Below are 23,141 nucleotides of genomic sequence, written 5' to 3' on the forward strand. Positions count from 1 at the left end.
GCATTCTACAAGGGCCGGGATTTTGGTTTGCATCTGCGGCACGCATCGTCCAAGAGACAGGCATGACACTTAGATTCAAAGCACTTTCCGTCCATTTGTTCACCGCCACCGGTGCCGTTTTTGCGATGCTGGCCATGCTGGCCGCGGTCGAGGAAAAGTGGAGCCTGATGTATCTTTGGCTGGTCGTGTCGTTTGTCGTTGATGGTATCGACGGTCCGCTGGCGAGGCATTACCATGTCAAAAAGAACGCACCCGAATTTGATGGCGTGCTGTTAGATCTGATCATCGATTACCTGACCTATGTGTTCATCCCGGCCTTTGCCCTGTTCAAGTCGGGCCTGATGGACGGGTGGACCGGCTGGTTTGCCATCATCGTCATCACCTTTGCCAGCGCCATGTATTTCGCCGACACGCGAATGAAAACAAAGGACAATTCCTTTTCCGGCTTTCCGGGGTGCTGGAACATGTTTGTCATTGTGATCTTCGCGCTTGAGCCCAATTTCTGGATCATTCTGCTGCTGGTTTCGCTGTTGTCTCTGGCGATGTTCCTGCCGCTGAAATTCATCCACCCTGTCCGGACCGAACGCTGGCGTTCTCTGTCACTGCCGATGGCCTTCGCCTGGACCTTCTTTGCCGGCTGGGCGGCCTGGGTGGATTTTCACCCCGAAAGCTGGGCGCATTGGGGTCTGGTCGTCACCAGCCTGTATCTGGTCTCGGCCGGGGTTGCGCAGCAGGTGTTCCCGCAGCGCAAGGGTTAGGATTACAAGATTTTCTGCACCTCAAACTCGGTTCCGTTATGGGTAAACACGTCCCCTTCTTGCAGTCCGACCATGGCCAGATAGATCGGGCTTTGGGTTGAGATACCCATATAGGTCTTTCCATCCACCTCGAACCGGGTCGTCGAGACACAAACAACAAACCGTCGGTTGTTGAACTTGATCACTGCACCCGGCTGCACCGTGTCGGTCAACGCGAAATCGGTGTTTTCGATCACGTCGATCTTGGCGTGATGGGCGTGCACAGGCGCATCAAACGCCGCTGCCAGATCGGCATTCTCGCGCGAGGCGGCGATGTCATCCTTGTCATGCCCTTCACGGTCATCCAACTGAGAGTCCTTTAGAAACGCGTCGTAATGGGCCTGCGCGGTCGCCAGCTCTTGCGCTTCCAGCGACATCAGGCGGTCAATAATGGCCTTCTTGCGGGTGGCCGGGTCTGTTTGAGCAGTCATTCAAAGCGGTCCTTCAAATTCTCTATTTGATACAAGTTGGGACTCAAACAGCGGGATTGCAACAGATTTAAGCCGATCAGATCAGCAGACCCGCAGCCCTCTCATGGCGCAATAACGCAACCTTGGTCTCGATCCCGCCATCGCCGGAAAACCCACCCAGACTGTTTGCAGCCAGCACCCGGTGACAGGGGATGATCACCGGAATGGGGTTTGCACCGCAGGCCTGCCCCACAGGCTGAGCGGGTTGACCCAGTTCCCTGGCAATATCGCCGTAGGTCCGCGTCTCGCCCAGAGGGATGGCAAACATAAGGTCACAGACGTGCTGCTGAAACTCAGACCCCCCCACGCGATAAGGCAGATCAAACCGGTCCAGACGCCCCTGATCATACGCCGCCAGTTGTGCGGCAGCTTCCTGCAACAACGGTGTGTCCGGCGCATCGTCCTGCCCGTTCCAGACAAGGCGCGTTATTGCACCGTCGGTTTCTTCGACGCCAAGGCGTCCAAACTGGGTTTCCACTGCGATCATCGCCATGGATGCAGCGTTTCAGATCGCAGGAACCGGCGCAAGCGCTGAACGAAAAAACCCCCGGCCGTTGGGCCGGGGGGTTGCAGGGTTTAGCTCAGCGCGTCGTTGCAGCGCCCGCACACGCCATTATGGGCGTGGCGGCCCACATCGGGCAGGATTTTCCAACACCGCTGACATTTTTCGCCCTCGGCCTTTTCGAACACAACCGCGACGCCCTCGATTTCCGGCACGCGGAACGCCTCGGCCGGGGCCGGATCTCCGGTGACGGTCAAACCGGACGTGATGCACATGTCATCGACGTCAAACGTTGCCAGAAGATCGCGGGTTTCACCATCTTCGACATGCACGATCGGTGCGGCCTCAAGGCTGGAACCGATGACCTTATCCTGTCTCTGAACCTCGAGCGCGGCAGTCACAGCGCGGCGGACCCGGCGGATCTTGGCCATACCCGCCTCAAGCTCGGCGTTGCGCCAGTCGGCGGGCGTGTCCGGGAAGTCCACCAGATGGACCGAGCTGTCATCACCCGGGAAGCGCTCCAACCAAACCTCTTCCATAGTGAAGACCAGAACCGGGGCCAGCCAGGTGGTCAGGCGGTGGAACAGGATATCCAACACTGTGCGCGCAGAACGGCGGCGCAGGTTGTCGCCGTCGCAATAGAGCGCATCCTTGCGCACGTCGAAATAGAACGACGACAGGTCAACCGTGGCAAAGGTGAACACGGCACTGAACACGCCTTGGAAATCGAAGGCGGCATAGCCCTGGCGCACCTTCTCATCCAAATCGGCCAGACGGCTAAGCACCCAGCGTTCCAGGCGCGGCATATCTTCGGGCGCAACGCGATCGGCCTCGGTGAAGTCCGCCAGCGAGCCCAGCATGAACCGCATGGTGTTGCGCAACCGGCGATAGCTGTCGGCGGTGCCCTTCAGGATTTCCGGCCCGATCCGCTGATCGGCGGTATAATCCGTCTGGGCCACCCAGAGGCGCAGGATATCGGCGCCGTATTGTTTGATCACCTCTTCCGGCACGATGGTATTGCCCAGCGATTTGGACATCTTGTTGCCCTTGGCATCCAGCGTGAACCCATGGGTCACCACGTTGCGATAAGGCGCGCGGCCCTTGGTGCCGCAGGCCTGCAGCATGGACGAATGGAACCACCCGCGGTGCTGGTCGGTGCCTTCCATGTAGACATCGGCGATACCGTCCTCGGTCCCGTCCTCGCGGTCACGCAGAACAAAAGCGTGGGTCGAGCCGGAATCGAACCATACGTCCAGAACATCAAACACCTGATCGCAATCGTCGGGGTTGGCGATTCCGTCCAGCACCTGTGCCTTGAACCCGTCGCTGTACCAGATATCCGCGCCGTCTTTTTCGAACGCGGCCTTGATGCGGGCGTTGAGGTCTTCGTTGCGCAGCAGGTAATCTGCGTCGGTCGGCAGAACGCCCTTCTTGGTAAAGCAGGTCAGCGGCACACCCCAGGCGCGTTGGCGCGACAGAACCCAATCCGGGCGTGCTTCGATCATCGAATACAGACGGTTGCGACCGGTCTGAGGGGTCCATTTCACCAACTCATCGATGGACCGCAGGGCGCGTTCGCGGATGGTGTCGCCCATACCGCCCATACCGTCATCCAGCTTGCGGTCGACCGAGGCAAACCACTGCGGCGTGTTGCGATAGATGATCGGAGCCTTCGAGCGCCAGGAATGCGGATAGCTGTGCTTGATCTTGCCACGGGCCAGCAGCCCGCCGACCTCGACCAGCTTGTCGATGATGGCTTTGTTGGCGTCGCCTTCGCCGCCCTTGCGGGACAGGATGTATTTGCCGCCAAAGAACGGCAGATCAGCGCGGAAACCGCCATCATCCATCACGTTATAGGTGATGACCTGTTCCAGCATGCCCAGATCACGGTACAGCTCAAATTCTTCCATGCCATGCGAGGGCGCGCAGTGGACAAAACCGGTGCCTTCGGTATCGGTCACGAACTCAGCGGCACGGAAATCGCGGATATCGTCCCATTCACTATTGCCGCCCTCGGCCCCGGCCAGCGGGTGGGTCAGTTGGACGCCTGCAAGTTCATCCGTGGTCACATCGCGGACACGGGTCCATTGATCATCGTTCAGGCGGGCACGACCCAGCACGTCAGCGGCCAGATTGTCAGCCAGCAGGAACTTGTCGCCCACGGCGGCCCAGCATTCATCCGGTGCGCCAGTGACTTCGTACAGCCCGTAAGAGATGTCTTTGCCATACACCACCGCTTTGTTCGACGGCATGGTCCAGGGCGTGGTGGTCCAGATCACTACAAAGGCATCATCCAGATCGCCCGCATTCACGACCTTGAACTTCACCCAGATGGTGAAGCTTTCCTTGTCGTGATACTCGACCTCGGCCTCGGCCAGCGCAGTCTTTTCAACCGGTGACCACATCACGGGTTTGGAGCCCTGATAGAGCGTGCCGTTCATCAGGAACTTCATGAACTCATCGGCGATCACGGCCTCTGCGTGATAGTCCATGGTGACATAGGGATCAGGCCAGTTGCCTGTGATGCCCAGACGCTTGAACTCTTCGCGCTGGATGTCGATCCAGCCCTCGGCGAACTTGCGGCATTCCTGACGGAAGTCGACGATGTTCACCTCGTCCTTGTTCTTGCCCTTCTTGCGGTATTGCTCCTCGATCTTCCATTCGATGGGCAGGCCGTGACAGTCCCAGCCGGGCACATAACGCGCGTCGAACCCCATCATCTGATGGGAGCGTACGATCATGTCCTTGATGGTCTTGTTCAGCGCGTGGCCGATATGCAGGTGACCGTTGGCATAGGGCGGGCCGTCATGCAGGGTAAAGGGCTTGCGGCCCTGTTTTTCACGCAGGCGATCATAGACGCCGATTGTCTCCCACCGCTCCAGCCAGTTGGGCTCGCGCTTGGGCAGGCCTGCGCGCATGGGAAAGTCGGTTTTGGGCAGGTTCAGCGTGTCTTTGTAGTCAGGGGTTTGGGTCGTGTCGGCGCACATTGGGGGCGTCCTCAGGATGATCTGGTCATATATGGATCGAAGCGGTCAGTGCGAATTCTCAAGCACCTTTGCCCGGCGTCTCGCGATATCAGAGCGCCGGGGATATAATTCGAATAATGATGGCCAAACGGTCAAGCATGGCGGGCTTATAGGACGCCCGCCCTCAATGGTCCAGTGGTTCCGCCCCCTGCGACGCATAGCGCAGCTTGGCCCATCTGTTCAGCCAAGCCAGACCCGCCAGCGAGAGGCCCAAAGCCAACAGCGAAAAGACCCGGATCAGACCACCAAGCCCGGCAATATCGATCAGGAACACCTTGGCCACTGCCAACCCGATCACGATCAATCCGGCCTTGCGCATACCGCCCGACTGGCGTGCCAGGGACTGATAGAACAGGCCTGCACCAATTGTCAGCAGCGCCATTGTATAGGTGTACAACTCTGCCTGGGTCACGCCGTTGCCTTCAAACATCCCCCCAGCCCCCTGCCACATATGGCGGATCGTCAGCCCAAGCCAGACAGCGGACAGCGCCCCGGCCAGTGCATAGCTGGCCTGTTTCAACCACACCGGCGTCGCCGCGATGCGCCATGCCGAAAAGGCGATTGCAACCGCAGGCAACAGATAAGCCACCGCAAGTGAGTTCAAAACCGGTGGGCCCAGTACGGGATCGGACAAGGGATTGATCACAGGGTTCGCCTCTGACAGAGCCTGCACCAGCCTTACAAGGCCGTGGCCTGCAAAAAACACCGCCAACAGATACCGCACATAGGTCAGCCTGCCGCCCAGCGCAAACCTTTGGACCTGCGCATATGCCAGCAACAGCCAGATCACGGACAGCAGACCAAGGCCCCAATGACTGTCTTTTGCGCCGCCCTCACCGAACCCCTCGAGCCAACGCAACAGCAGGAGTGACAACAGAATTCCCGCCGTGGCCCAGGCCGCGCTTTCCAACAGCAATTTGGCAACCGGACGCTGCAGTGGTTTCAGCAAGATCCAACCCGACAGGAACCCTGCCGTGGCTGTTGCATAGACCAGTGTCATTTCCGTCAATGGCGCAGTGTCAGCCCAATCCAGCCCCGGGTTCAGAACCAGGCGCACAGTCACCGTGAACACGCCAGCCCAGATGAACCAGCTCATCGGTGGCAGGATGAATTTGCGATCCAGCGCCGCGGCCACGACGACCATTGCAACCAGCGCAATGGTCAGCGCGACCGAGCTGAGCACGATGACACAAGCGAAGCTCAGGCAGGACAACGCGGATAAGGTCGCCAAGGCTGGGCGCATCCGGTTGTCACCATCGAGCCGGGCGAAACGTTCGGCCAGGATGACCATCAGCGCGCCCAGCCCAATCGCATGAAGCGCCCATGGATAGGCACCGATAACTTTGGCGGGATGCCAGCTGACCTCTAATGCGATGGCCATCATCGGTGCATAGATTGCCGCCGCCCCGGCCCAGATGGCCGAGAACGCCTTGGCCTGCATCGAACGCCAGGCCGCAAGCACCGAGAGCAGCGCGCCCAGCCCGGTCAGTACCGTGACGACCCACGGGAAATCAGCCTCTGGCGTTTCGGCATAGGTGTCCGCAAACAGGCGCAGGGTCATCCCGTTGTCCAACCCGTGGCCCAAGACAAACCAGATCAGGCCAAGGGCAGGCAATACGGTTGCGTCCTGCAATGCGGTTGAGTCTTTGGCCCACAGCAGCAACGCAAGTGTGAGCCCGGACAACAACACGACACTCAGCCAGAATTCGCCAGCGGAATCCGGCCAGTGCAGCGCCAATATCGCCGAGCTGACAGCCACCGCGCCAAAAGCCAGACGGGTTGGAAACTCGGGCCAGGCCTCTCCCTTTTTGCGCCAAAGGACCTGCGTGATCGTCGGACCGCCGTGATCGGGCCAGACCCGCCGGACCGGGATCGCCATGGCAATCACTGCCAGCGCAGTAACGCAGGTCAGATAAGCTGGTTCGGTCAGCGGAGACGACATCACCAGCAACAGGCATGCAGAATAGGTCCCAAACAACGTCAAAACCGAAATCCACGCCCAGCGCCGCACTGTGTCTATGCCCAACCCCAGAACAGCGATCACAAAGAAGTACCCATAAAGCCAGCCGGGATCGTCTGATGCTCCGCCCACGACGAAGGGGGCTGCGAACGCGCCGATCAGACCCACCGCTGCCAGCAAAGGTCCGTGAAACCATCCCAGGACCAGCCCCATGAGGGCAACACAGATCATCGCGATCAACGCCGCCTCGGGGCCGATCAGGTCATAGAGCTGCCGGGCGGCCAGAATGCCCCCGAACAATGTCACCAACCCCGCACCCGAGAAGACTGATGGCAGATACGCGGTGGCCGTTTCTTCGTTGTCACCAAATCTGCGCCTGATGAATTCTCCGGTGCCGATCAGGGCGGTGCCAAATCCCAATGCGGCCATTACACGTGCGATTGGGGGCAACAGGCCATTTTCCTCGCCATATTGCACCAGAAAAATACCCGCCATGGCGAGCGACAGTGCCGAGACCGCGTAAAACCAATTCTCTCGCAACCAATTTGCCAGGGTGGCCAGTCGATCTTCTCGAAACACAACGGCGGCCGGTGGGGTTGGGTCGGGCGCTGCTCTGGTCCGTGGATCGTTGGGCGCAGCATCGACGGCCTTGGTCTTGGCGGTAGGCCAAGGGGCAGGTTTTGTTTTTTGGTTCGGCCGTTCCTCGGGGTGCGTTTGGGTAGGCTCTGACAGGTCTGCGGGGGCATCACTGCTCAACAATTGGATATGCTGTTCAAGCAGCGCTAGCCGGCGGCGCAGACGTGCTTGCCCAACTAACAGCACAATGATGGTCACCGGGATGGCCAAAACAATCAATCCGACTAGAACAAGCAGGGATTCCAATGGATCCTCCGGGATAGCTGCGCAGTCAGGGTACCTGAGGCGATGTGTCGGTAACAGTCAGAAATACCAGCAGTTTCAGCCTAAGACCGGCCGCGCAATCATCAGCCAGATGATGGCCAACACAGCGGCAAAGGCAGGGAACCCACAGACCAACCAGATACGGAACAGCCGATAGTATCCGACAGGCAGCACAGTTCCCGCGTCAACGCTGGCCTGTGCCAAGCGGCGTATCCTGACCTGAATCCACACAACCGGCAGCCAGAACACGCCGGCCACGATATACAGCCCCAGCGAGGTCAAAACCCACCCTTCGGTCAATGACCACCCAAGCCGCCATGCAAGCAAGGCACCGGTTATTGGCTGTACAATGACCGCTGTCGCTGTGAACAGCATATCGGCCAGCACAACTGTTCCGGCGGTTTGCGCAATAAACCGAGCGTCGCCAGACCGATGCGCCATAAGCATGAAAAACGCGATACCGGCACCAGTGCCCAACAGGACGCAGGCGCCGATGACATGTAACCAACGCAATATCAGATCAGGGTCCATCAGCGGCTCTGCAACAAGGGCCAGGCGACAAGCGGCAGGACTATCGCCGGTAGGATTTTGGTCAACGGCCCCAGCGAGTCCAGCCACAAATCAGGCACCGCGAAACTTGCGGCCAGCAAGTAGAACAGGGCAACCCCGCATTGCGCCAGACAGGCCCGCGCGGCCCAGGGGCGCCACAGGATGGCCAGCCCCAGTGCGATATCGATGAGGGACCAGAACAGGACACTTGTGGTCGCCATCCCCACGCCCCACCCTGCGTTGGTCAAAACGGCCGCGGCCTGGGACAATCCGAACAGGCCAAACACGCCAGAGAGAACCCAGAAAACGCTCAGCACCGCGACGACCAGCGGCATCAACAACGCCATCCGTGCCGACAGCCTGTGTTCGCGCGCGCAGGTCAGGCCCGCGTATATCTCGGGCAAGGTTTCAAGCGATTGACCAGAGGCCGTCTGGTAAGGCGCAGGGTTTCCAACCACACCTTCTGCTATGAGGGTCAGTGCGTTTCGACGCAGCGGTGAACGCCACCCCAACCAGCCCAGCGCATCTGCGCATGCGGCGACCGACGCTGTCAGGAACGCAGGCATGTGTATGGTGACCCGGGCGGGCGGGAATCCCATCCAGCGGCGTGTTTCCTCCAGAACCTCAGACAGCGGGGCGGGTTCATCTTCAACCAGATCATATGCACCTTGCGGCAACTCTTTGGCCACGGCGGCCGAGACTGCGTGGCACAAATCCGGCATGCCCACGCACTGCACCGGCGTTTTCGGGTATGCGACGGGCTGCAGTAACGGCACAGCAGCCAGCATGCGCAGCAGCGCGGTTCCCCCATAGTCGGATTGCCCAATCACAAGACCGGGTCGGAAGACCCACAATGGTATTGCGCACGCCCCAAGCGCCGCATCCCCGGCAGCTTTGGTCCGCATGAAATCCGTCCCGGCATCGGCGGTTGCTCCTATTGCCGAAATCTGCACGACTGCGATATCGCACTGTTCGCAGGCTTTCCCCAATGCAGCAATCGCGGTGTGATGCGCGGCCTCAAGATCATCGGCTGGCCCATCCTGCAAGGCACCCGCACAGTTCACGACGCAGTCGATACCGGACAAGGCAGCAATCCAATCCTCAGGTCGCAGACAGGCGCGCAGATCCCCTTGCACCACCGTCACATCCGGCAAAACCCGTGCCCCGGTTGCGCCACTGCGCACAAAGGCTGACACCTGCGCGCCCTCCACCCGCAGAGACCGCGTCACAGCGGCTCCGATAAACCCATAAGCCCCTAGTATCAGAACGTTTTTGCCTGAAAGCCGCATGCGTTGCACAATCTCTGGTTCGTTTGCGCCAGACTAGCGGTTGCGCCCAGCATGACCAGCAGTTCAAGACAATCTGCGACAATCTTGGCCCCTAAGGGTGAAAGAGCGAACCAACAAGATAGGCGATCAGGGCCGCCGCCCCTCCGATCAAAAAGGTCTCGACCCCTGATCGCCACCACGGCGACAGAGACCAGCGGCTTTTCAGCGCCCCGATGGCAAAAAATACGCCCATCGTCATCCACGTAGACACGGCAAAGGCCCGATCCATCGAAAACAGGAACGGCAATAGCGGGACCATACCGGCCACAAGAAATGCCAGAAACGTGGCCATTGCGGCCTTTAGCGGATGTGGGTCTACACTGCCCAACCCGTATTCGCCTTCGATCATCAGATCGATCCAATTGTCATGATTGGCCGTGATCGCGTCCGTGGCATCGTCCAGAACCGGCCCGGACAGCCCCTTTTGCAGCAAAATCTCACGCACCTCACGGCGTTCGCCATCCGGGTGCTGTTCAATGTGGCGGGCCTCAATTGCACGAATACGGCGGATATTGTCCAACTCGGCCTTGGTGCCCGAGTAGTTCCCCGCCGCCATCGAGAACCCATCCGCCAACACATTGGCTAAACCCAACGCCACAATGATGAACGGCGACAACCCTGCCCCGGCCACACCTGCCACAATGGCAAAGGTGGTGACCGACCCGTCGACCCCACCATAAACGACGTCCCGCAACACCCCTCGACCTGGGGGCGCATTGATCCGCGCGGCGACTTCCTGTTGGCTGTGTCCGTGTTCGGTCATGGCTGGCTCCATCCTCGTTATGGACGAGGCCGGGTCATCGGGCATTGCGTCAGGTCAAGTTTTCGAAAACAGCCCGCTGAGGGCGCGTTTGACCATCCCGCGCGTTGATGGCTTGTGCCGAGCCGAGAAGGGCAGCGGACGACAGACCTCCATTGCTGCCACGCCGACCCTCGCGCTTAGCGCGCCGTTCACCAGCCCCTCGCCAAAACGACGGGACAATTTGCTGAGGACAGAGCCACCCAAAACCGGTTCCAGCAGGTCGTCGCCTACAGCGACAGCCCCGGTCGCAACCAGATGAACAAACACGGCCCGGGTCAGTCGCCAACTGCCCAGAAATCCCGCCCGCCCACCGTAAATCTCAGCTACACGTCGGATCATCCGCAACGAAGCCGCCAAGGCGGTTACTACATCCGCCAGCGCCAATGGCACCAGCGCGGTAACAGTCGCAACCTGCCGCGCGGCGGCCTCTACCTCGCGGCTGGCGGCGGCGTCCAGAGGAGCGAGCACCTCGTCCTCGGCCAATGTAATCAGGCCTGAGGCATCGAATTGCTCTCCTATCCGTTCTGTCAGGCGATCGCGGCCCCATTGGGTTTCCGCCCGGCCTTTGTAAAAGGCAATCAACCTGTTGGTCACAGCACGGGCCTGCGTCAAATCACGCTCGGCCAGAGCGGCGTCCGCAGCACGGCGCATCCCGTCGACGCGGGACAGGCGGCCAATGGCGGCCAGCTCACGCACGGCAATAATCAGCGCGACTAGAACAAGCGCAGTAACCAGACCGGTTACAATCCAACCCAGAATTGGGGACCGCAGCAGCAGCGCATTGACAAAATCCCACGCCGCAACGGACACCACTGCGCCGATCACAGCCAGCGCCAACCCCCAAAACCACCGTGACAGCGCCGAGGGTTTGCGCGCGGCCAATCGAGCAGCCGCCTGCATCGCGTGCCCTTGCGGCTGTGCGATGTCTGGCACTGGCGGGGCCTGTGCCACGTCCGCAACGGGTTCTTCTGCGTCGAGATCAATCAGTACCGGACCTTTAGCCATCTGCAGCCCCTTTCCGGTGCCAGACATATTTGACGTCCGGCAAGTTTTCATCATTGTCTGCCCCATCGCTGCGGGCAAATTCAGTAAAGCCGTTGCGTTCATAAAACCGGCATGCGCCATGGTTGGCTTGAAACGCGAACAGCGAAAGTTTTGGCTGTTTGGACTTTGCGTAATCCAACAGGCGTTGCCCGATCCCCTGCCCGCATTTGGGCGGCGTCAGATACAGCGAATGAATTTCGCCCGCTTTGAGCGCCAGAAACCCGACAACCCTCTCGTCGGTCTCGGCCACGGTGACCCAACCCTGATCAATCATGTATCCGCAAAAGGCGATGGTTTCGGCACCAGAGTGCAACTCTGGCATCCAGTCGTTTTCGCGCGAGAAAGCGTGCAGGATCCCTCCGACCGCACCGGCGTCTGTACTGTGCGCAGGCCTGAGTATGACATTCACAACCGATCTCCGATCAGAAACTGCGCCGCGCGATCCAGCCGGATATGCGGTGGCCCGTCGCCCGGGCGCAGGGTCAGATGAGCCGGGGCAAAGGACATATAGCCAAAATCCTCGTCCAACCAGCTTTCGGCCCCGTTGCGCGCCGGCCCCATGAGATGCGCGGGGTCTTCGGGCAGATCACCGGGGTAAAACGCCGCCTGTTTGCCTTCTAGCAAAGTGCCACGCACGCAGGGCAGTTCAGCTCCGTCATGGGTGCGGATTTCCTCGGTCGTTGCGCGCAATGACGCCAGAGACAGCGCCGCTGTTTCCGCCCCTGCAAAGCTGGCGCGGTCGCGGGCGTCGCGGGTCAGGGCCTCCATAATATGGGTCAGGCGCGGGTGTTGCTGGTGGTGCAGATGATCGGCTTTGGTGGCGGCAAACAGGATCCGTTCGACCCGTTTGCCCAGCAGTAATTGGCTAAGCCACGCGTTGCGCCCCGGACGAAAGGCCGACAGGATATCTCCCATAGCGCGACGCATATCTTCAACCGCTTGTGGGCCCTTGTGGATCGCGCCCAGCGCATCGACCAGCACCACCTGCCGGTCGATCCGGGAAAAGTGGTCACGAAAAAACGGTTTGACGACCTGAGATTTGTAGGCCTCGTACCGCCGCGCCATCTCACGGTGCAAGCTGTGCCGGGGAGCGGGGCCATCAACCGGCAAGGGCGCGAATGTCAGCACGGGCGATCCCGCCAGATCACCCGGCAGCAAAAACCGCCCCGGCGTACAATCGTAGAACCCGGCATCCCGCGCCGCGTTCAGGTAGATCGCAAACTCTTTGGCAAGAGCCTGTGCTCTGGGCTCGTCATGCGCCTCGGCCGGATCGGTCGTCTTGGATTGGGCCAGAAAGGTCGCAGCCTCTCCACGGCTGGTGAGGCGTTCCAGCGTTTCGGCCGACCAGTCCTCGTAGGACTTGTCCAGCAGGGCCAAGTCCAACAGCCACTCGCCCGGGTAATCCACGATATCCAGATGGACGGTCCGCGGCCCCTGAAGCCCGGCCAGCATCCCGGCGGGACGAGCCTTGAAAGACAGGCGCAGTTCCGACACCGCGCGGGTACTGTCTGGCCAGTGCGGTTCCGGCCCGGACAGTGCCGCAAGGTGGTTTTCATAGTCGAACCGCGGCACCGTATCGTCAGGCTGCGGTTGCAGGTACACGGCGTTGATGCGCCCTTCCTGTTGCGCGGCAAGACCTGGCATCCGCCCCCGATCCAGCAGGTTTGCGACCAAGGACGTGATGAACACCGTCTTGCCCGACCGCGCCAGACCGGTGACACCCAGCCTTATCACCGGCTCGAACAGCGCTTCAGACACGCGGTCACCCACGGATTCAACGCCGCGCGCAAGACTGTCTGCCAGAGAAGAGATGACCAAGCCGCCGCCCCGCTTTTATCGTTTCGCTCAAGATAGGTAGAGGTCGCCGCACATACCAGCGCTTTCCCGCTCTTGCTCACTTGTGCACGGCGCGGTACCAGCAACCCATGCCTAGATACGCGCTGAAAGTCGAATACCAGGGGGAACCGTTTGCCGGGTGGCAGCGGCAAAAAGATCAGCCATCCGTGCAAGGTTCGATCGAAGAGGCGTTGTCGCGCCTTCAACCCGGCGATCATACTATTGCTGCGGCTGGCCGTACCGACGCAGGTGTGCATGCCCTGGGCCAGGTGGCCCATTGCGATCTGATCAAAGAATGGGACCCATTCCGCCTGTCGGAGGCACTGAATTATCACCTCAAGCCGCAACCGGTGGCCATAGTAAAGACGGCACACGTGGATGATGACTGGCATGCGCGGTTTTCGGCGCTCGAGCGGCAATACCTGTTCCGCATTCTGATGCGCCGCGCACCCGCGACCCATGAGGCCGGACAGGTGTGGAGGATCAATCACTCGCTGGATCTGGCGGCAATGCAGGCGGGGGCCGATATGCTGATCGGGCGGCATGACTTCACCACTTTCCGCTCGTCCATCTGTCAGGCCGCAAGCCCGGTCAAAACGCTGGACGAATTGCGGATTGAGCAGGTTCAGGGTTTTTCTGGCCCCGAGGTGCACTTCCACGTCCGCGCCCGTTCGTTCCTGCACAATCAGGTGCGCAGCTTTGTCGGCACACTGGAACGCGTCGGTGCCGGTGCCTGGACGCCCGAGGATGTTCGGGATGCGCTAGCCGCCGTTGACCGCGCAGCTTGCGGGCCTGTTTGCCCGCCACAGGGGCTGTATCTGGCGCGGGTTGGCTATCCGGATCCGGTCTTCGACTAGATCGCACGCAACAGCAGACCGCCGGCAATCACGGCTATCAACAGCCCCGCAACCAGTTCGATCGTCGGTGCAAGCACCGCTGCAAACCGCGTAGCCGAGGCCGAGGCAAGCAATCCTCCGCGCAAACCAAACGAGGTCCAGCCGACCAAAGTCGTCACAGTTGCCGTACCCAGCGCCATTGCAAACGCGCCTGCGATGCCAACCATCGCAATGCCCATCTGCCAAGTCAGAATCAGCACAAACAGCGCCCCGGTGCAGGGGCGTGCTGCAATTCCCACGATCAAAAGCACCGCTTCGCGCAGACTGCCAACCTGAGCCACCTCATCGGCTGTTGGACCATGGCGATGGCCGCAATCTGAACATGAACCGCCACCGTGATCATGGTCGTGGCTATGGGCATGTTCAGCTTCGCTCCGGCGACGTTTTGCAAAGCTGCGGATAGCCCGGAACACCAGCCACAATCCAATCGCAGCAATGGCTCCATAGCTGATCGGCGCCATGACCTGCTCGGTCGTGCCCACAAGGCTTTCGCGCGACATCTGAAAGACCAAAACCCCGGCATAGACCAGAACAACAGCCGTAACCGCCTGTCCCAGACTGGACAGCACACTGATCGCAGACAGACGCAGGAAGGCGACGCGACGCCCCAGCCCGTAGCCTCCGATCAGAACCTTGCCGTGGCCGGGGCCGATAGCGTGGAAAAACCCATAGGCAAAACAGACAGTCAAAAGGGTCGCAACCGCCTGTGGTTGTTCGGCCCGTGCCGCACGCAAGGACCGGGCGATCTGATTTTGAAATTCGCGTTGTTCCCCCGCAGCCCAGGCGGCCAGGTGATCAAACCCACCGCTGCCCCAGAACCACAGCAGCAGGGCAATCGAGACCGCAACCGGAAAAATCAGGTACTTGGACATGCAACGAAAATCTCGGTGGCAAAGTTTTCACCGACCAGCGGAATATCGTTTTCCTCAAGGTCGTAATCGGCATCCAGCGTCAGCAGAAAAGCCTGCATCTGTGCCAACTGCCCGTCGATATCGGGTTCGATCCGGGTGATGTCGCAGGACACTGGCCCTGACACCGTGACCGGGCGGGTCACTTCGTAAGCAATATAGAAAGTCTCATCAAAAGCTTTGGCCCTCAGATCGGACGCAGGCACCGCGCCGCCTTCAACTGCGCGCAAATGGCTGGTCACGATGCGCCCGCCCTCGGATGTGGCGCTGGCGTCCTGTGGGCCTGACAATGCCACCTGTGTATCGCCGGACCAAACAATCAGGTCGCCGTTGTAACCTTCGACCCATTGCGCATCAAAGCCGGACAAAAACTGTTCTTCGCTTTCGGTCAGCACACCATCTGCGTCCTGATCCAGCTTCATGTCTTCCAGCACCAGAAGCGAGTAGAACTCATCATAAGCCCAGGTCACACGCACATGGGTCAGGTGGCCGGTTTCGTCCACAATGAGCTCCAACCCGGTGTCGATGAAGACATGGGGATGTGCCAAGGCCGGGATCGGCAGGCAGCAGGTCAACAGGGTCACAATCCAGCGCATGGGCGAAAGATAGGGCCTCTGTCTGCCCCCCGCAATGCGAATTGCAGATGCCGCGCAGAAAGCGGCCATCGGGTCAGCCCGGAGGAAACAGAACCAACGTCTGCAGTGCCGTCCCGACCGGGCCTTCGGTGTCATAGAGAACCGATTGCGACATACCGATCCCAGACCTCTGCCAGTGACAGACCGAATTAGAGGCCAGCCAATCCGACACTGGTTCGCGGTGAATCTGCATCGTCAGATCGGTGTTCATGAACCCCATCTCGGTCGTCGGCGCATTCCACGAGATTCCATTACCGCAATCGGCCAGTGGGCAAAGGGCCTGAATCGGCGACTGCGGCTCATCTTCCAGCAAGGCGGGCGTACGCATCCAGACCGTTTTTGGTCCGACACCCTGATTGCCGCCCTTGGGGTACAGCACCTCGGAATGCGTGGCAAAGCCTGGCAGGTCGTGCCGGGTTTCACCAATTGGAAAAGGTCCCGTCACCGCATCCTCCAGTCGTGGAGCGGGCATCGCCACATTCGGAACCGCTCCAAGATCCCGGCGCACCAGGTGCATCGTGGTCGCGGTGGCGCACAGAGAGTCATCCAAATCATGAACAGTGACCCGCGTGGTCGCCAGCGTCTTGGTGTGGCGCGTGGTTTCCGCAGCCACGCGCAGACCCGCCAGCGGCAGAGGGCGCAACAGATCAACCGTCAGCCGGGTCAGCATTTTGTCCGGCCCGATCTCGGTTTCAGCGGCCCGCACAATCAGGCCGCTGACCGGACCGGCATGACAATGATCAGCCGACCACGGACCGCGCGCAGGGTCATTGCCGACAAAGGCGCCGTCTGCACGCAGGTGAAAATAGGCCTGTCGGATCTGGCCTGGGGCCTTAGTCATCAGCAGCCTATACCTTTTCCTGTGTGTGTTTTTTCAACTCGGTTCGCGCCACCTGACGCCGATGCACCGCATCAGGGCCGTCAGCCAGCCGCAAAGTGCGCACATGGGTCCAGGCAGCGGCCAGAGGCGTATCCTGGCTGATCCCTTGGGCCCCAAACATCTGCGCGGCCTCGTCAATCACCTTCAGCGCCACCCGCGGGGCCACGACCTTGATCTGACTGATCCATGGTGCCGCCGCGCGCGCATCGCCCTGATCCATGAACCAAGCTGCTTTCAGGCACAACAGACGGGCCATCTCGATCTCCATCCGGCATTCGGCGATGATGTCGTAATTCGCACCCAGCTGCGCCAGCTTTTTGCCAAACGCCTCACGTTGCATCGAGCGTTTGCACATCTGTTCCAGCGCGATCTCGGCCTGCCCAATTGCGCGCATGCAGTGATGGATACGACCGGGCCCAAGACGCCCCTGCGCAATCTCGAACCCACGACCTTCGCCTAGCAGGATGTTCTCGGCCGGCACCCGGACATTCGTGAATCGGATGTGCATATGCCCGTGCGGCGCATCATCGTGACCATAAACCTCCATTGGGCGCAGAACCTCGATCCCCGGCGTGTTAGCCGGAACAACAATCATCGATTGGCGTTTGTGCTTGGGCTGTTCTTCGCCCGCTGTGCGCACCATCACGATATAGACCTGACAGCGTGGGTCCCCTGCGCCAGAGGCCCACCATTTCTCACCGTTCAGAACATAATCATCCCCATCCCGCACACAGGACATCGCAACATTTGTGGCATCTGAAGACGCGACATTCGGTTCTGTCATCAGGTAAGCCGATCGAATCTCCCCCTCAAGCAGAGGTTTCAGCCAGGCCGCCTTCATCTTTTCGGTTCCATAGCGCTCAAAGACTTCCATGTTGCCGGTATCAGGCGCTGAGCAGTTGAAAACCTCGGCCCCAAGGGGCGTCTTACCCATTTCCTCGGCAAAAAAGGCGTATTCAACCGTGGTCAGGCCCAGGCCCTTGTCGCTGTCGGTCAACCAGAAATTCCACAGGCCTGCCGCCTTGGCCTTGGCTTTCAGACCTTCGAGGATTTCCGTCTGCCGAGCCGTGTATTGCCAACGGTCACCTTTGCCGACTTCGGACTGGTACTCTTCTTCCAGCGGCATGATCTCGGTGCGGATCATATCTGCCACGCGTTCAAGCATCGCGCGACTTTCATCGCGCAGGCCGAATGACATATTCATGGGTTTTCCTCCTTCGGCCCGGCGACCGGGCTTTACCTTTTGTCCGAGAATGACTTAGCTGCGGTGAAGATGTCCAGTTGGGTGACGGCACGTCAATACAATCATTTTGAGAGGGAGGAGGCGCACCATGGCGTTGTTGATCGAAACCGGGCTGACCGATTGGATAAGCGACGACGACATTGCCCACGATGTTCGGCAGCAACACCCGGACATGGATGTGCGAACGCCGGCCACCCTTGGTGATGCCAGTGAAGTCACTATGGTGGCTGTCGTTGGCCTAAGCGACGATCACCCCAAACGCCTGCCCAACCTGCAACTGGTGCAAAAGTTGGGCGCCGGGGTCGAGACGATCGTGAGCAACCCAAACCTGCCGTCCCATGTGCGCGTTACACGTCTGAAACCGGATGCACCGGCGCAAGAGATTGCCGAGTGGTTTGTTGCCTACGTCCTACGTCATCAGCGCCATATGGCCTTTCACGAAGCCGCCCAGCGCCGCGCGGAATGGGTCCCTAAAGCCCCGCTATGTGCCCCCGAAACGGTGGTAGGCGTGCTTGGGCTGGGCCATATTGGTACGCGCAGTGCCGCAATGCTTCGGGCGGTTGGATTTCAGGTCATGGGCTGGAGCCGCTCCCCCAAGCAAATCGAGGGCGTCACCTGCCTGCACGGCAACGCGGCGCTGCCGGAATTGCTGGGTCAATGCGACCATGTCTGCTCCATTTTGCCGTCCACGCCTGAAACCATCGGCCTTTTCGACGCCGAGATGCTGGTGGCGATGAAACCCGGCAGCCAGTTGCTGAACGCAGGTCGCGGCGATTTGATCGACGAAACGGCCCTAGTCGCCGCCCTGAACAACGGCACACCGGGCCATGCGGTGCTGGATGTGACCTCAACAGAACCGCTGCCGTCGGACCACCGGCTATGGGCGCATCCCGGGGTCACGATCACTCCTCACGTCTCGGGCTGGCATCTGGGCGAAGCGCTCACGGATGTGGGCGAGAATTTCAGGCGGCTGAGCACTGGCGACCCCTTGCTGCACGAGGTCGACCGGGCGCGCGGCTATTGAACCCGTATCAGGGCGTCAGGATCCAATTGCCGCCGGCATCGCGGCATCGGCGGGTCCTGACCTCACGCGTTTGCTCGGCCCCTTCTGGCTGAATAAAGTGCTGCAAATGCACACAATTGTCGCGCACGTCCCGAACACGAATAGTACCTTTCGAGCCGGTCGTTTCGTTCATCCACGTGCTTTCCGTACCCACCTGCGGCGTGCCGCTGGCCAGCATGGCATCCGCCGTCGCATTCACGACGCTGAAATCCTCGGGGCTCAAACCCATTTCCGCGATGATTCGGGACAGCGGCTTGGCCTGAACGGCCGCAGCCGCTCCTAACAGGGCAACCGCCATCAGTGTAGAAGAAATCCAGGCTTTCATGATCGCCTTACCTCGCTGAAATAGATTTGCATTCAAGAATATACTGGCAACGCAGGCGGGCCAAGCCCCGTTACGCGACCTTCAAATTATCCCGAACAAACCTATCGCAATCCGGGCGCTAGGACCGGCAGATTAATCCCCCCATAGTGCCCAAACCACGAAGCAGAGGCACCCTATGGCACATCCATCCTATTACGCACCCACAGGCGGACACCCCGGTCAGGACCAGCTGTTGACTGATCGCGCCATGTTCACCGATGCCTATGCCGTGATCCCCAAAGGCACGATGCGCGACATTGTCACCAGCTTTCTGCCGTTTTGGGAAAAAACCCGCCTTTGGGTCCTGTCCCGCCCCCTCAGTGGATTTGCCGAGACGTTTTCGCAATACATCATGGAGGTTCAGCCCGGTGGCGGCAGTGACCGTCCCGAAATTGATCCTCAGGCACAAGGCGTGCTGTTTGTGGTTGAGGGCACAGTGACGCTGACCCTGGGCAGGGATGTTCATGTGCTGGAAACAGGCGGATATGCCTATATTCCCCCAGGATCGGACTGGGCCCTGCACAACCGCGCCCAAGACACCGCCCGGTTCCATTGGGTCCGCAAGGCCTATGAGACAGTTCCGGGTCTGGATATCCCTGATCCGATCATAACCAATGAGCGCGACATCGCCCCCACTGAAATGCCCGGCACCGAAGGGCGCTGGTCAACGACCCGTTTCACCGACCCTCAGGACCTGCGCCACGACATGCACGTGAACATCGTCAATTTCGAGCCTGGCGGCGTAATTCCCTTTGCCGAAACCCATGTGATGGAGCACGGGCTTTACGTGCTGGAAGGCAAGGCGGTTTACCGGCTCAATCAGGACTGGGTCGAGGTTGAGGCCGGCGACTATATGTGGTTGCGCGCTTTTTGCCCTCAGGCCTGTTATGCGGGCGGTCCGGGGCGATTCCGCTATCTGTTATACAAGGATGTGAACCGTCACATGCCTCTGACATTGTCCAAACGCTGAAGCCAAACAGGCTTTTTCCGCCGCAGGGGTTCACACAAGAGCTTGAATCTGGTGAAATAACCTCGGCATTTTAACACTGGAGATTGTTCAATGGTACTGCGTGGATCGATTCTGGCACTGGTCGCCATCACTGGCCTGACGGCGTTTGAGGCAACCCCGGTTGCCGCCAAGGAAGAGACCAAATCGGTCTTCAGCATGAGCCGCACCTGGGCCGTCACGCAGGTCTCGGACTCTCCGGTGGTGTATCGTGCCACCCGCGACAACAACAATCTGAACCCCTTTGGCCCACCCCCGCGTCTGCGCACGGTTCAGGCTATCGCAGCGATTCAGCAAGCCACAGGGTGCAAGCCGATCGTGGCCAGTATGTATCAGAACATTTCGGGCCAGTTCTTCTCGCAGGTCAGTTGCAACTGACTTGGGCGGCGGCTTGGGCATTGAGGTCTGATGGGCTCGCTGCCATAGCTTGCGCATGAAACTCGCGATTAACGGATTCGGCCGTATTGGCCGCACGATCCTGCGGCAGCTGCTGGCTTTGCCGCTGGGTCAGGATATTGAGCTGGTGCTGATCAACGATGTCGCACCACTTGAAACCTGCGCTTATCTTTTCAAATACGACAGCACTTTTGGCCCCTATCCCGGAGCGGTCGAAACCGGCACTGCGTCCATCATCGTTGATGGGCACACTATCCCGGTCACCCATAGCCCGGATCTGTCCCGCGTTGATCTGACCGGGGTCGATGTTCTGATGGATTGCACCGGGATTGCGCGTACTTCGGACGTGGCCAGCCAGGGGCTGACCGCCGGGGCAAGCAAAGTTCTGATCTCTGGCCCGTCGCCCGCGACCGAGGTAACCATCGTTCTGGGCGCCAACGAGGACCAGCTGGGGGACGCGCGGATCGTGTCCAATGCGTCCTGCACCACCAACGGGCTTGCACCGCTGGTCAAGGTTCTGGACCGGATCGGAGGCATCGCTGCGGCACATATGACCACCATCCACTGCTACACCAACAGTCAGCCGATGGTCGACGCACCGCGCGGCGATCTAGCCCGGTCCCGCGCCGGGGCGTTGTCTATGGTGCCTACCACCACCAGCGCAACGCACCTGATTGATGAGGTCATGCCCCATCTCGCAGGCCGTATCTCGGGCGCCGCTGTGCGCGTCCCCACCGCTAGCGTGTCTGCCGTCGACCTGATCGTGACACTGGAACGGGGGATGTCAGAAACTGCTTTTGATACGGCACTGCGCGAGGCCATTGCACACTCATCGGTTCTGGGTTGGACCGACCAACCCTTGGTCTCTTCAGACCTCCGTACCAGACCAGAGTCCCTTGTCCTTGCAGGTCCCGAGACGCGAATGGTGGGGAAGAACCAAGTCCGTGTTTTTGGTTGGTATGACAATGAGTGGGGCTTTTCCGCGCGAATGTTGGACGTCGCCCGCCTGATGACCAAAAGCTAAGCGGACCGCAGCGCACTGCGGTCCGCGTCTTCAGAGTTACTCGCGTGGCAAACTGCCTGACCCATGCCCGGCCATACCGCCCGAAACTTCTTCGGTCGCTTCGTCGGCCAGTTCATCAGGCAGGATCAGGTTCAGCACAATAGCGATCAAAGCAGCAGGCAAAAGGCCACTTTTCATCAGAATACCCAGCGTATCAGGCAGGTGCTGAACTGCGTCGGGTTCCAATTGCAGGCCGAAACCAATGGAAAGCGAGATCGCAAAGACCACCATATTGCGCCGGTTCCAATCCACGTCAGACAGCATCGACACACCTGCCGCAACCACCATCCCAAACATAACGATAACACCACCGCCCAGAACTTCGATCGGAACAGTCCGAATGATTGCACCGACCTTGGGCACCAAGCCACACAGGATCAGGAACAACGCACCGATGGTTACGACATTGCGGCTCATGACTCCGGTCATCGCGATCAGGCCGACATTCTGACTGAACGACGTATTCGGCAGACCGCCAAACACCCCGGCCAGCGCCGAGCCGAAACCGTCCGCATAGGTGGCACCCGTGATCTCTTTATCGGTAGCCTCGCGCGCGGCACCGCCCTTGGTCACGCCTGAGACGTCGCCCACCGTTTCAATGGCCGACACAAAAGCCATCAGACAGAAGCCAATGATAGCAGCAAAAGAAAACTCGAACCCGTATTTGAAAGGAACCGGAAGGGCAAAAGCTGAGGCCCGGCTCCAACTGGTGCCAATGGCCTCAAACGTGACCATTCCAACCATCAGAGCATAGACATAGCCAACGGCCAATCCGATTAGCACAGCTGAAACCGAGAGCATTCCGCGGGTAAAGAACTTCAAGCCCAATGTGACAATGATCACCACCAACGCTGCTGACCAGTTCAGTGCTGACCCGTACTCTGGCGTGCCAATCGCAGGAACGCCTCCTGCCGCGTATTGGATACCCACTTTGACAAGCGCCAGACCGATCATGGTGACGACAAGCCCAGTTACCAGCGGTGGCAGGGCAAACCGAATCTTACCGATCACTGTGCCCAGCAACGCATGGAAAACTCCACCAACGACAACCCCACCAAACAACGCCGCCAGACCGTCAACGCCTTTGCCCGCGACAAGCGGGATCATGATCGGCAGAAACGCAAAGCTTGTTCCTTGTACAATTGGCAGCGCCGCACCAATCGGGCCGACTGTAACGGTTTGCAGCAAGGTCGCCACACCCGCAAACAGCATCGACATCTGGATCAGATACAGCAGTTCAGGGAAATCGGGTGAGTTTGACCCGAACCCGAAACCAGCCGCCCCTGCGACGATAATCGCCGGCGTCACGTTCGAGACAAACATCGCCAAAACGTGCTGAATGCCCAACGGGATCGCCTTGTGCAAAGCCGGAGTATAGTTTGGATCCCGAAGCTGTTCGGGTGTTCCTATGGAAGTGTCAGCCATGAGTTACTGTCCTCTCTGTCAGAGTTCACGGGGGTCTTGCCGCTTATC

Annotated in this window: 22 protein-coding genes; 6 read left to right on the forward strand and 16 right to left on the reverse strand. The window is 59.9% G+C overall.

What is annotated here, in order from left to right; all coding sequences use genetic code 11:
- Nucleotides 1-62 precede the first annotated feature (62 nt).
- Complete coding sequence (locus tag RUM8411_RS18615; RefSeq protein ID WP_085824228.1) at nucleotides 63-758, forward strand: CDP-alcohol phosphatidyltransferase family protein; 696 nt, start codon at nucleotides 63-65, stop codon at nucleotides 756-758.
- A 2-nt stretch (nucleotides 759-760) separates the two neighbouring features.
- On the opposite strand, the gene RUM8411_RS18620 is transcribed toward RUM8411_RS18615, so the two are convergent.
- The 10 genes from RUM8411_RS18620 to RUM8411_RS18665 all read right to left on the reverse strand — a co-directional run bounded on the left by RUM8411_RS18620 (nucleotide 761) and on the right by RUM8411_RS18665 (nucleotide 13,196).
- Nucleotides 761-1,228 (reverse strand): hypothetical protein, encoded by a 468-nt coding sequence (locus tag RUM8411_RS18620; RefSeq protein WP_085824229.1) that lies wholly within the window; start codon nucleotides 1,226-1,228, stop codon nucleotides 761-763.
- A gap of 76 nt (nucleotides 1,229-1,304) precedes the next feature.
- Nucleotides 1,305-1,760, reverse strand: coding sequence for a methylated-DNA--[protein]-cysteine S-methyltransferase (locus RUM8411_RS18625; protein WP_085824230.1), 456 nt, complete (start codon nucleotides 1,758-1,760; stop codon nucleotides 1,305-1,307).
- A gap of 83 nt (nucleotides 1,761-1,843) precedes the next feature.
- Nucleotides 1,844-4,756, reverse strand: coding sequence for an isoleucine--tRNA ligase (gene ileS, locus RUM8411_RS18630; protein WP_085824231.1), 2,913 nt, complete (start codon nucleotides 4,754-4,756; stop codon nucleotides 1,844-1,846).
- Between the two features lie 163 nt (nucleotides 4,757-4,919).
- A complete protein-coding gene (locus RUM8411_RS18635) occupies nucleotides 4,920-7,637 on the reverse strand; it encodes a DUF2339 domain-containing protein (protein WP_085824232.1) in 2,718 nt (905 codons plus the stop codon).
- A gap of 75 nt (nucleotides 7,638-7,712) precedes the next feature.
- The gene (locus RUM8411_RS18640; protein WP_085824233.1) at nucleotides 7,713-8,186 is read right to left on the reverse strand and encodes a DUF2269 family protein; all 474 of its coding nucleotides are present in this window, start codon (nucleotides 8,184-8,186) and stop codon (nucleotides 7,713-7,715) included.
- The gene (locus tag RUM8411_RS18645) at nucleotides 8,186-9,493 is read right to left on the reverse strand and encodes an SDR family oxidoreductase (protein ID WP_085824234.1); all 1,308 of its coding nucleotides are present in this window, start codon (nucleotides 9,491-9,493) and stop codon (nucleotides 8,186-8,188) included. Before RUM8411_RS18645 ends, RUM8411_RS18640 begins: the two co-directional genes overlap by 1 nt.
- A gap of 91 nt (nucleotides 9,494-9,584) precedes the next feature.
- Entirely contained in the window at nucleotides 9,585-10,295 is a 711-nt protein-coding gene (locus RUM8411_RS18650) for a VIT1/CCC1 transporter family protein (protein WP_085824235.1), read from the reverse strand.
- A 54-nt stretch (nucleotides 10,296-10,349) separates the two neighbouring features.
- Nucleotides 10,350-11,339 carry a YcjF family protein gene (locus RUM8411_RS18655; protein ID WP_085824340.1) on the reverse strand — a complete coding sequence of 330 codons (990 nt, stop codon included), beginning with the start codon at nucleotides 11,337-11,339 and terminating at the stop codon, nucleotides 10,350-10,352.
- A complete protein-coding gene (locus RUM8411_RS18660; protein ID WP_200818608.1) occupies nucleotides 11,332-11,787 on the reverse strand; it encodes a GNAT family N-acetyltransferase in 456 nt (151 codons plus the stop codon). The genes RUM8411_RS18655 and RUM8411_RS18660 overlap by 8 nt, the downstream gene beginning before the upstream one ends.
- Complete coding sequence (locus RUM8411_RS18665) at nucleotides 11,784-13,196, reverse strand: YcjX family GTP-binding protein (RefSeq protein WP_085824236.1); 1,413 nt, start codon at nucleotides 13,194-13,196, stop codon at nucleotides 11,784-11,786. The genes RUM8411_RS18660 and RUM8411_RS18665 overlap by 4 nt, the downstream gene beginning before the upstream one ends.
- A 107-nt stretch (nucleotides 13,197-13,303) precedes the next feature.
- Here RUM8411_RS18665 and truA point away from each other — a divergent pair, with 107 nt between their 5' ends.
- Nucleotides 13,304-14,071 carry a tRNA pseudouridine(38-40) synthase TruA gene (truA, locus tag RUM8411_RS18670; protein ID WP_085824237.1) on the forward strand — a complete coding sequence of 256 codons (768 nt, stop codon included), beginning with the start codon at nucleotides 13,304-13,306 and terminating at the stop codon, nucleotides 14,069-14,071.
- Here the strand turns inward: truA and RUM8411_RS18675 are convergent.
- The 4 genes from RUM8411_RS18675 to RUM8411_RS18690 form a co-directional block, all read right to left on the reverse strand.
- Nucleotides 14,068-14,982 (reverse strand): nickel/cobalt transporter, encoded by a 915-nt coding sequence (locus RUM8411_RS18675; protein WP_085824238.1) that lies wholly within the window; start codon nucleotides 14,980-14,982, stop codon nucleotides 14,068-14,070. The genes truA and RUM8411_RS18675 overlap by 4 nt on opposite strands.
- Entirely contained in the window at nucleotides 14,967-15,602 is a 636-nt protein-coding gene (locus RUM8411_RS18680) for a DUF1007 family protein (RefSeq protein WP_306372923.1), read from the reverse strand. The genes RUM8411_RS18675 and RUM8411_RS18680 overlap by 16 nt, the downstream gene beginning before the upstream one ends.
- Nucleotides 15,603-15,687: 85 nt before the next feature.
- Nucleotides 15,688-16,494 (reverse strand): thioesterase family protein, encoded by an 807-nt coding sequence (locus RUM8411_RS18685; protein WP_085824240.1) that lies wholly within the window; start codon nucleotides 16,492-16,494, stop codon nucleotides 15,688-15,690.
- Nucleotides 16,495-16,501: 7 nt separating this feature from the next.
- The gene (locus tag RUM8411_RS18690) at nucleotides 16,502-17,737 is read right to left on the reverse strand and encodes an acyl-CoA dehydrogenase family protein (RefSeq protein ID WP_085824241.1); all 1,236 of its coding nucleotides are present in this window, start codon (nucleotides 17,735-17,737) and stop codon (nucleotides 16,502-16,504) included.
- A gap of 127 nt (nucleotides 17,738-17,864) precedes the next feature.
- Between RUM8411_RS18690 and RUM8411_RS18695 the strand changes: the two genes are divergently transcribed.
- Nucleotides 17,865-18,800 carry a 2-hydroxyacid dehydrogenase gene (locus RUM8411_RS18695; RefSeq protein WP_085824242.1) on the forward strand — a complete coding sequence of 312 codons (936 nt, stop codon included), beginning with the start codon at nucleotides 17,865-17,867 and terminating at the stop codon, nucleotides 18,798-18,800.
- Between the two features lie 7 nt (nucleotides 18,801-18,807).
- On the opposite strand, the gene RUM8411_RS18700 is transcribed toward RUM8411_RS18695, so the two are convergent.
- Nucleotides 18,808-19,164 (reverse strand): hypothetical protein, encoded by a 357-nt coding sequence (locus RUM8411_RS18700; RefSeq protein WP_085824243.1) that lies wholly within the window; start codon nucleotides 19,162-19,164, stop codon nucleotides 18,808-18,810.
- Nucleotides 19,165-19,339: 175 nt separating this feature from the next.
- Here RUM8411_RS18700 and RUM8411_RS18705 point away from each other — a divergent pair, with 175 nt between their 5' ends.
- The 3 genes from RUM8411_RS18705 to RUM8411_RS18715 all read left to right on the forward strand — a co-directional run bounded on the left by RUM8411_RS18705 (nucleotide 19,340) and on the right by RUM8411_RS18715 (nucleotide 21,629).
- Entirely contained in the window at nucleotides 19,340-20,173 is an 834-nt protein-coding gene (locus RUM8411_RS18705; RefSeq protein ID WP_085824244.1) for a bifunctional allantoicase/(S)-ureidoglycine aminohydrolase, read from the forward strand.
- 90 nt (nucleotides 20,174-20,263) lie between these two features.
- A complete protein-coding gene (locus tag RUM8411_RS18710; protein ID WP_085824245.1) occupies nucleotides 20,264-20,587 on the forward strand; it encodes a hypothetical protein in 324 nt (107 codons plus the stop codon).
- Nucleotides 20,588-20,642: 55 nt separating this feature from the next.
- Nucleotides 20,643-21,629, forward strand: a complete 987-nt coding sequence (locus tag RUM8411_RS18715; protein WP_085824246.1) for a type I glyceraldehyde-3-phosphate dehydrogenase — start codon at nucleotides 20,643-20,645, stop codon at nucleotides 21,627-21,629.
- A 36-nt stretch (nucleotides 21,630-21,665) separates the two neighbouring features.
- Here RUM8411_RS18715 and RUM8411_RS18720 read toward each other — a convergent pair whose 3' ends face one another.
- Nucleotides 21,666-23,093, reverse strand: a complete 1,428-nt coding sequence (locus RUM8411_RS18720) for a nucleobase:cation symporter-2 family protein (RefSeq protein WP_085824247.1) — start codon at nucleotides 23,091-23,093, stop codon at nucleotides 21,666-21,668.
- Between the last annotated feature and the right edge of the window lie 48 nt (nucleotides 23,094-23,141).

Source organism: Ruegeria meonggei (assembly GCF_900172215.1).
GTDB lineage: Bacteria > Pseudomonadota > Alphaproteobacteria > Rhodobacterales > Rhodobacteraceae > Ruegeria > Ruegeria meonggei.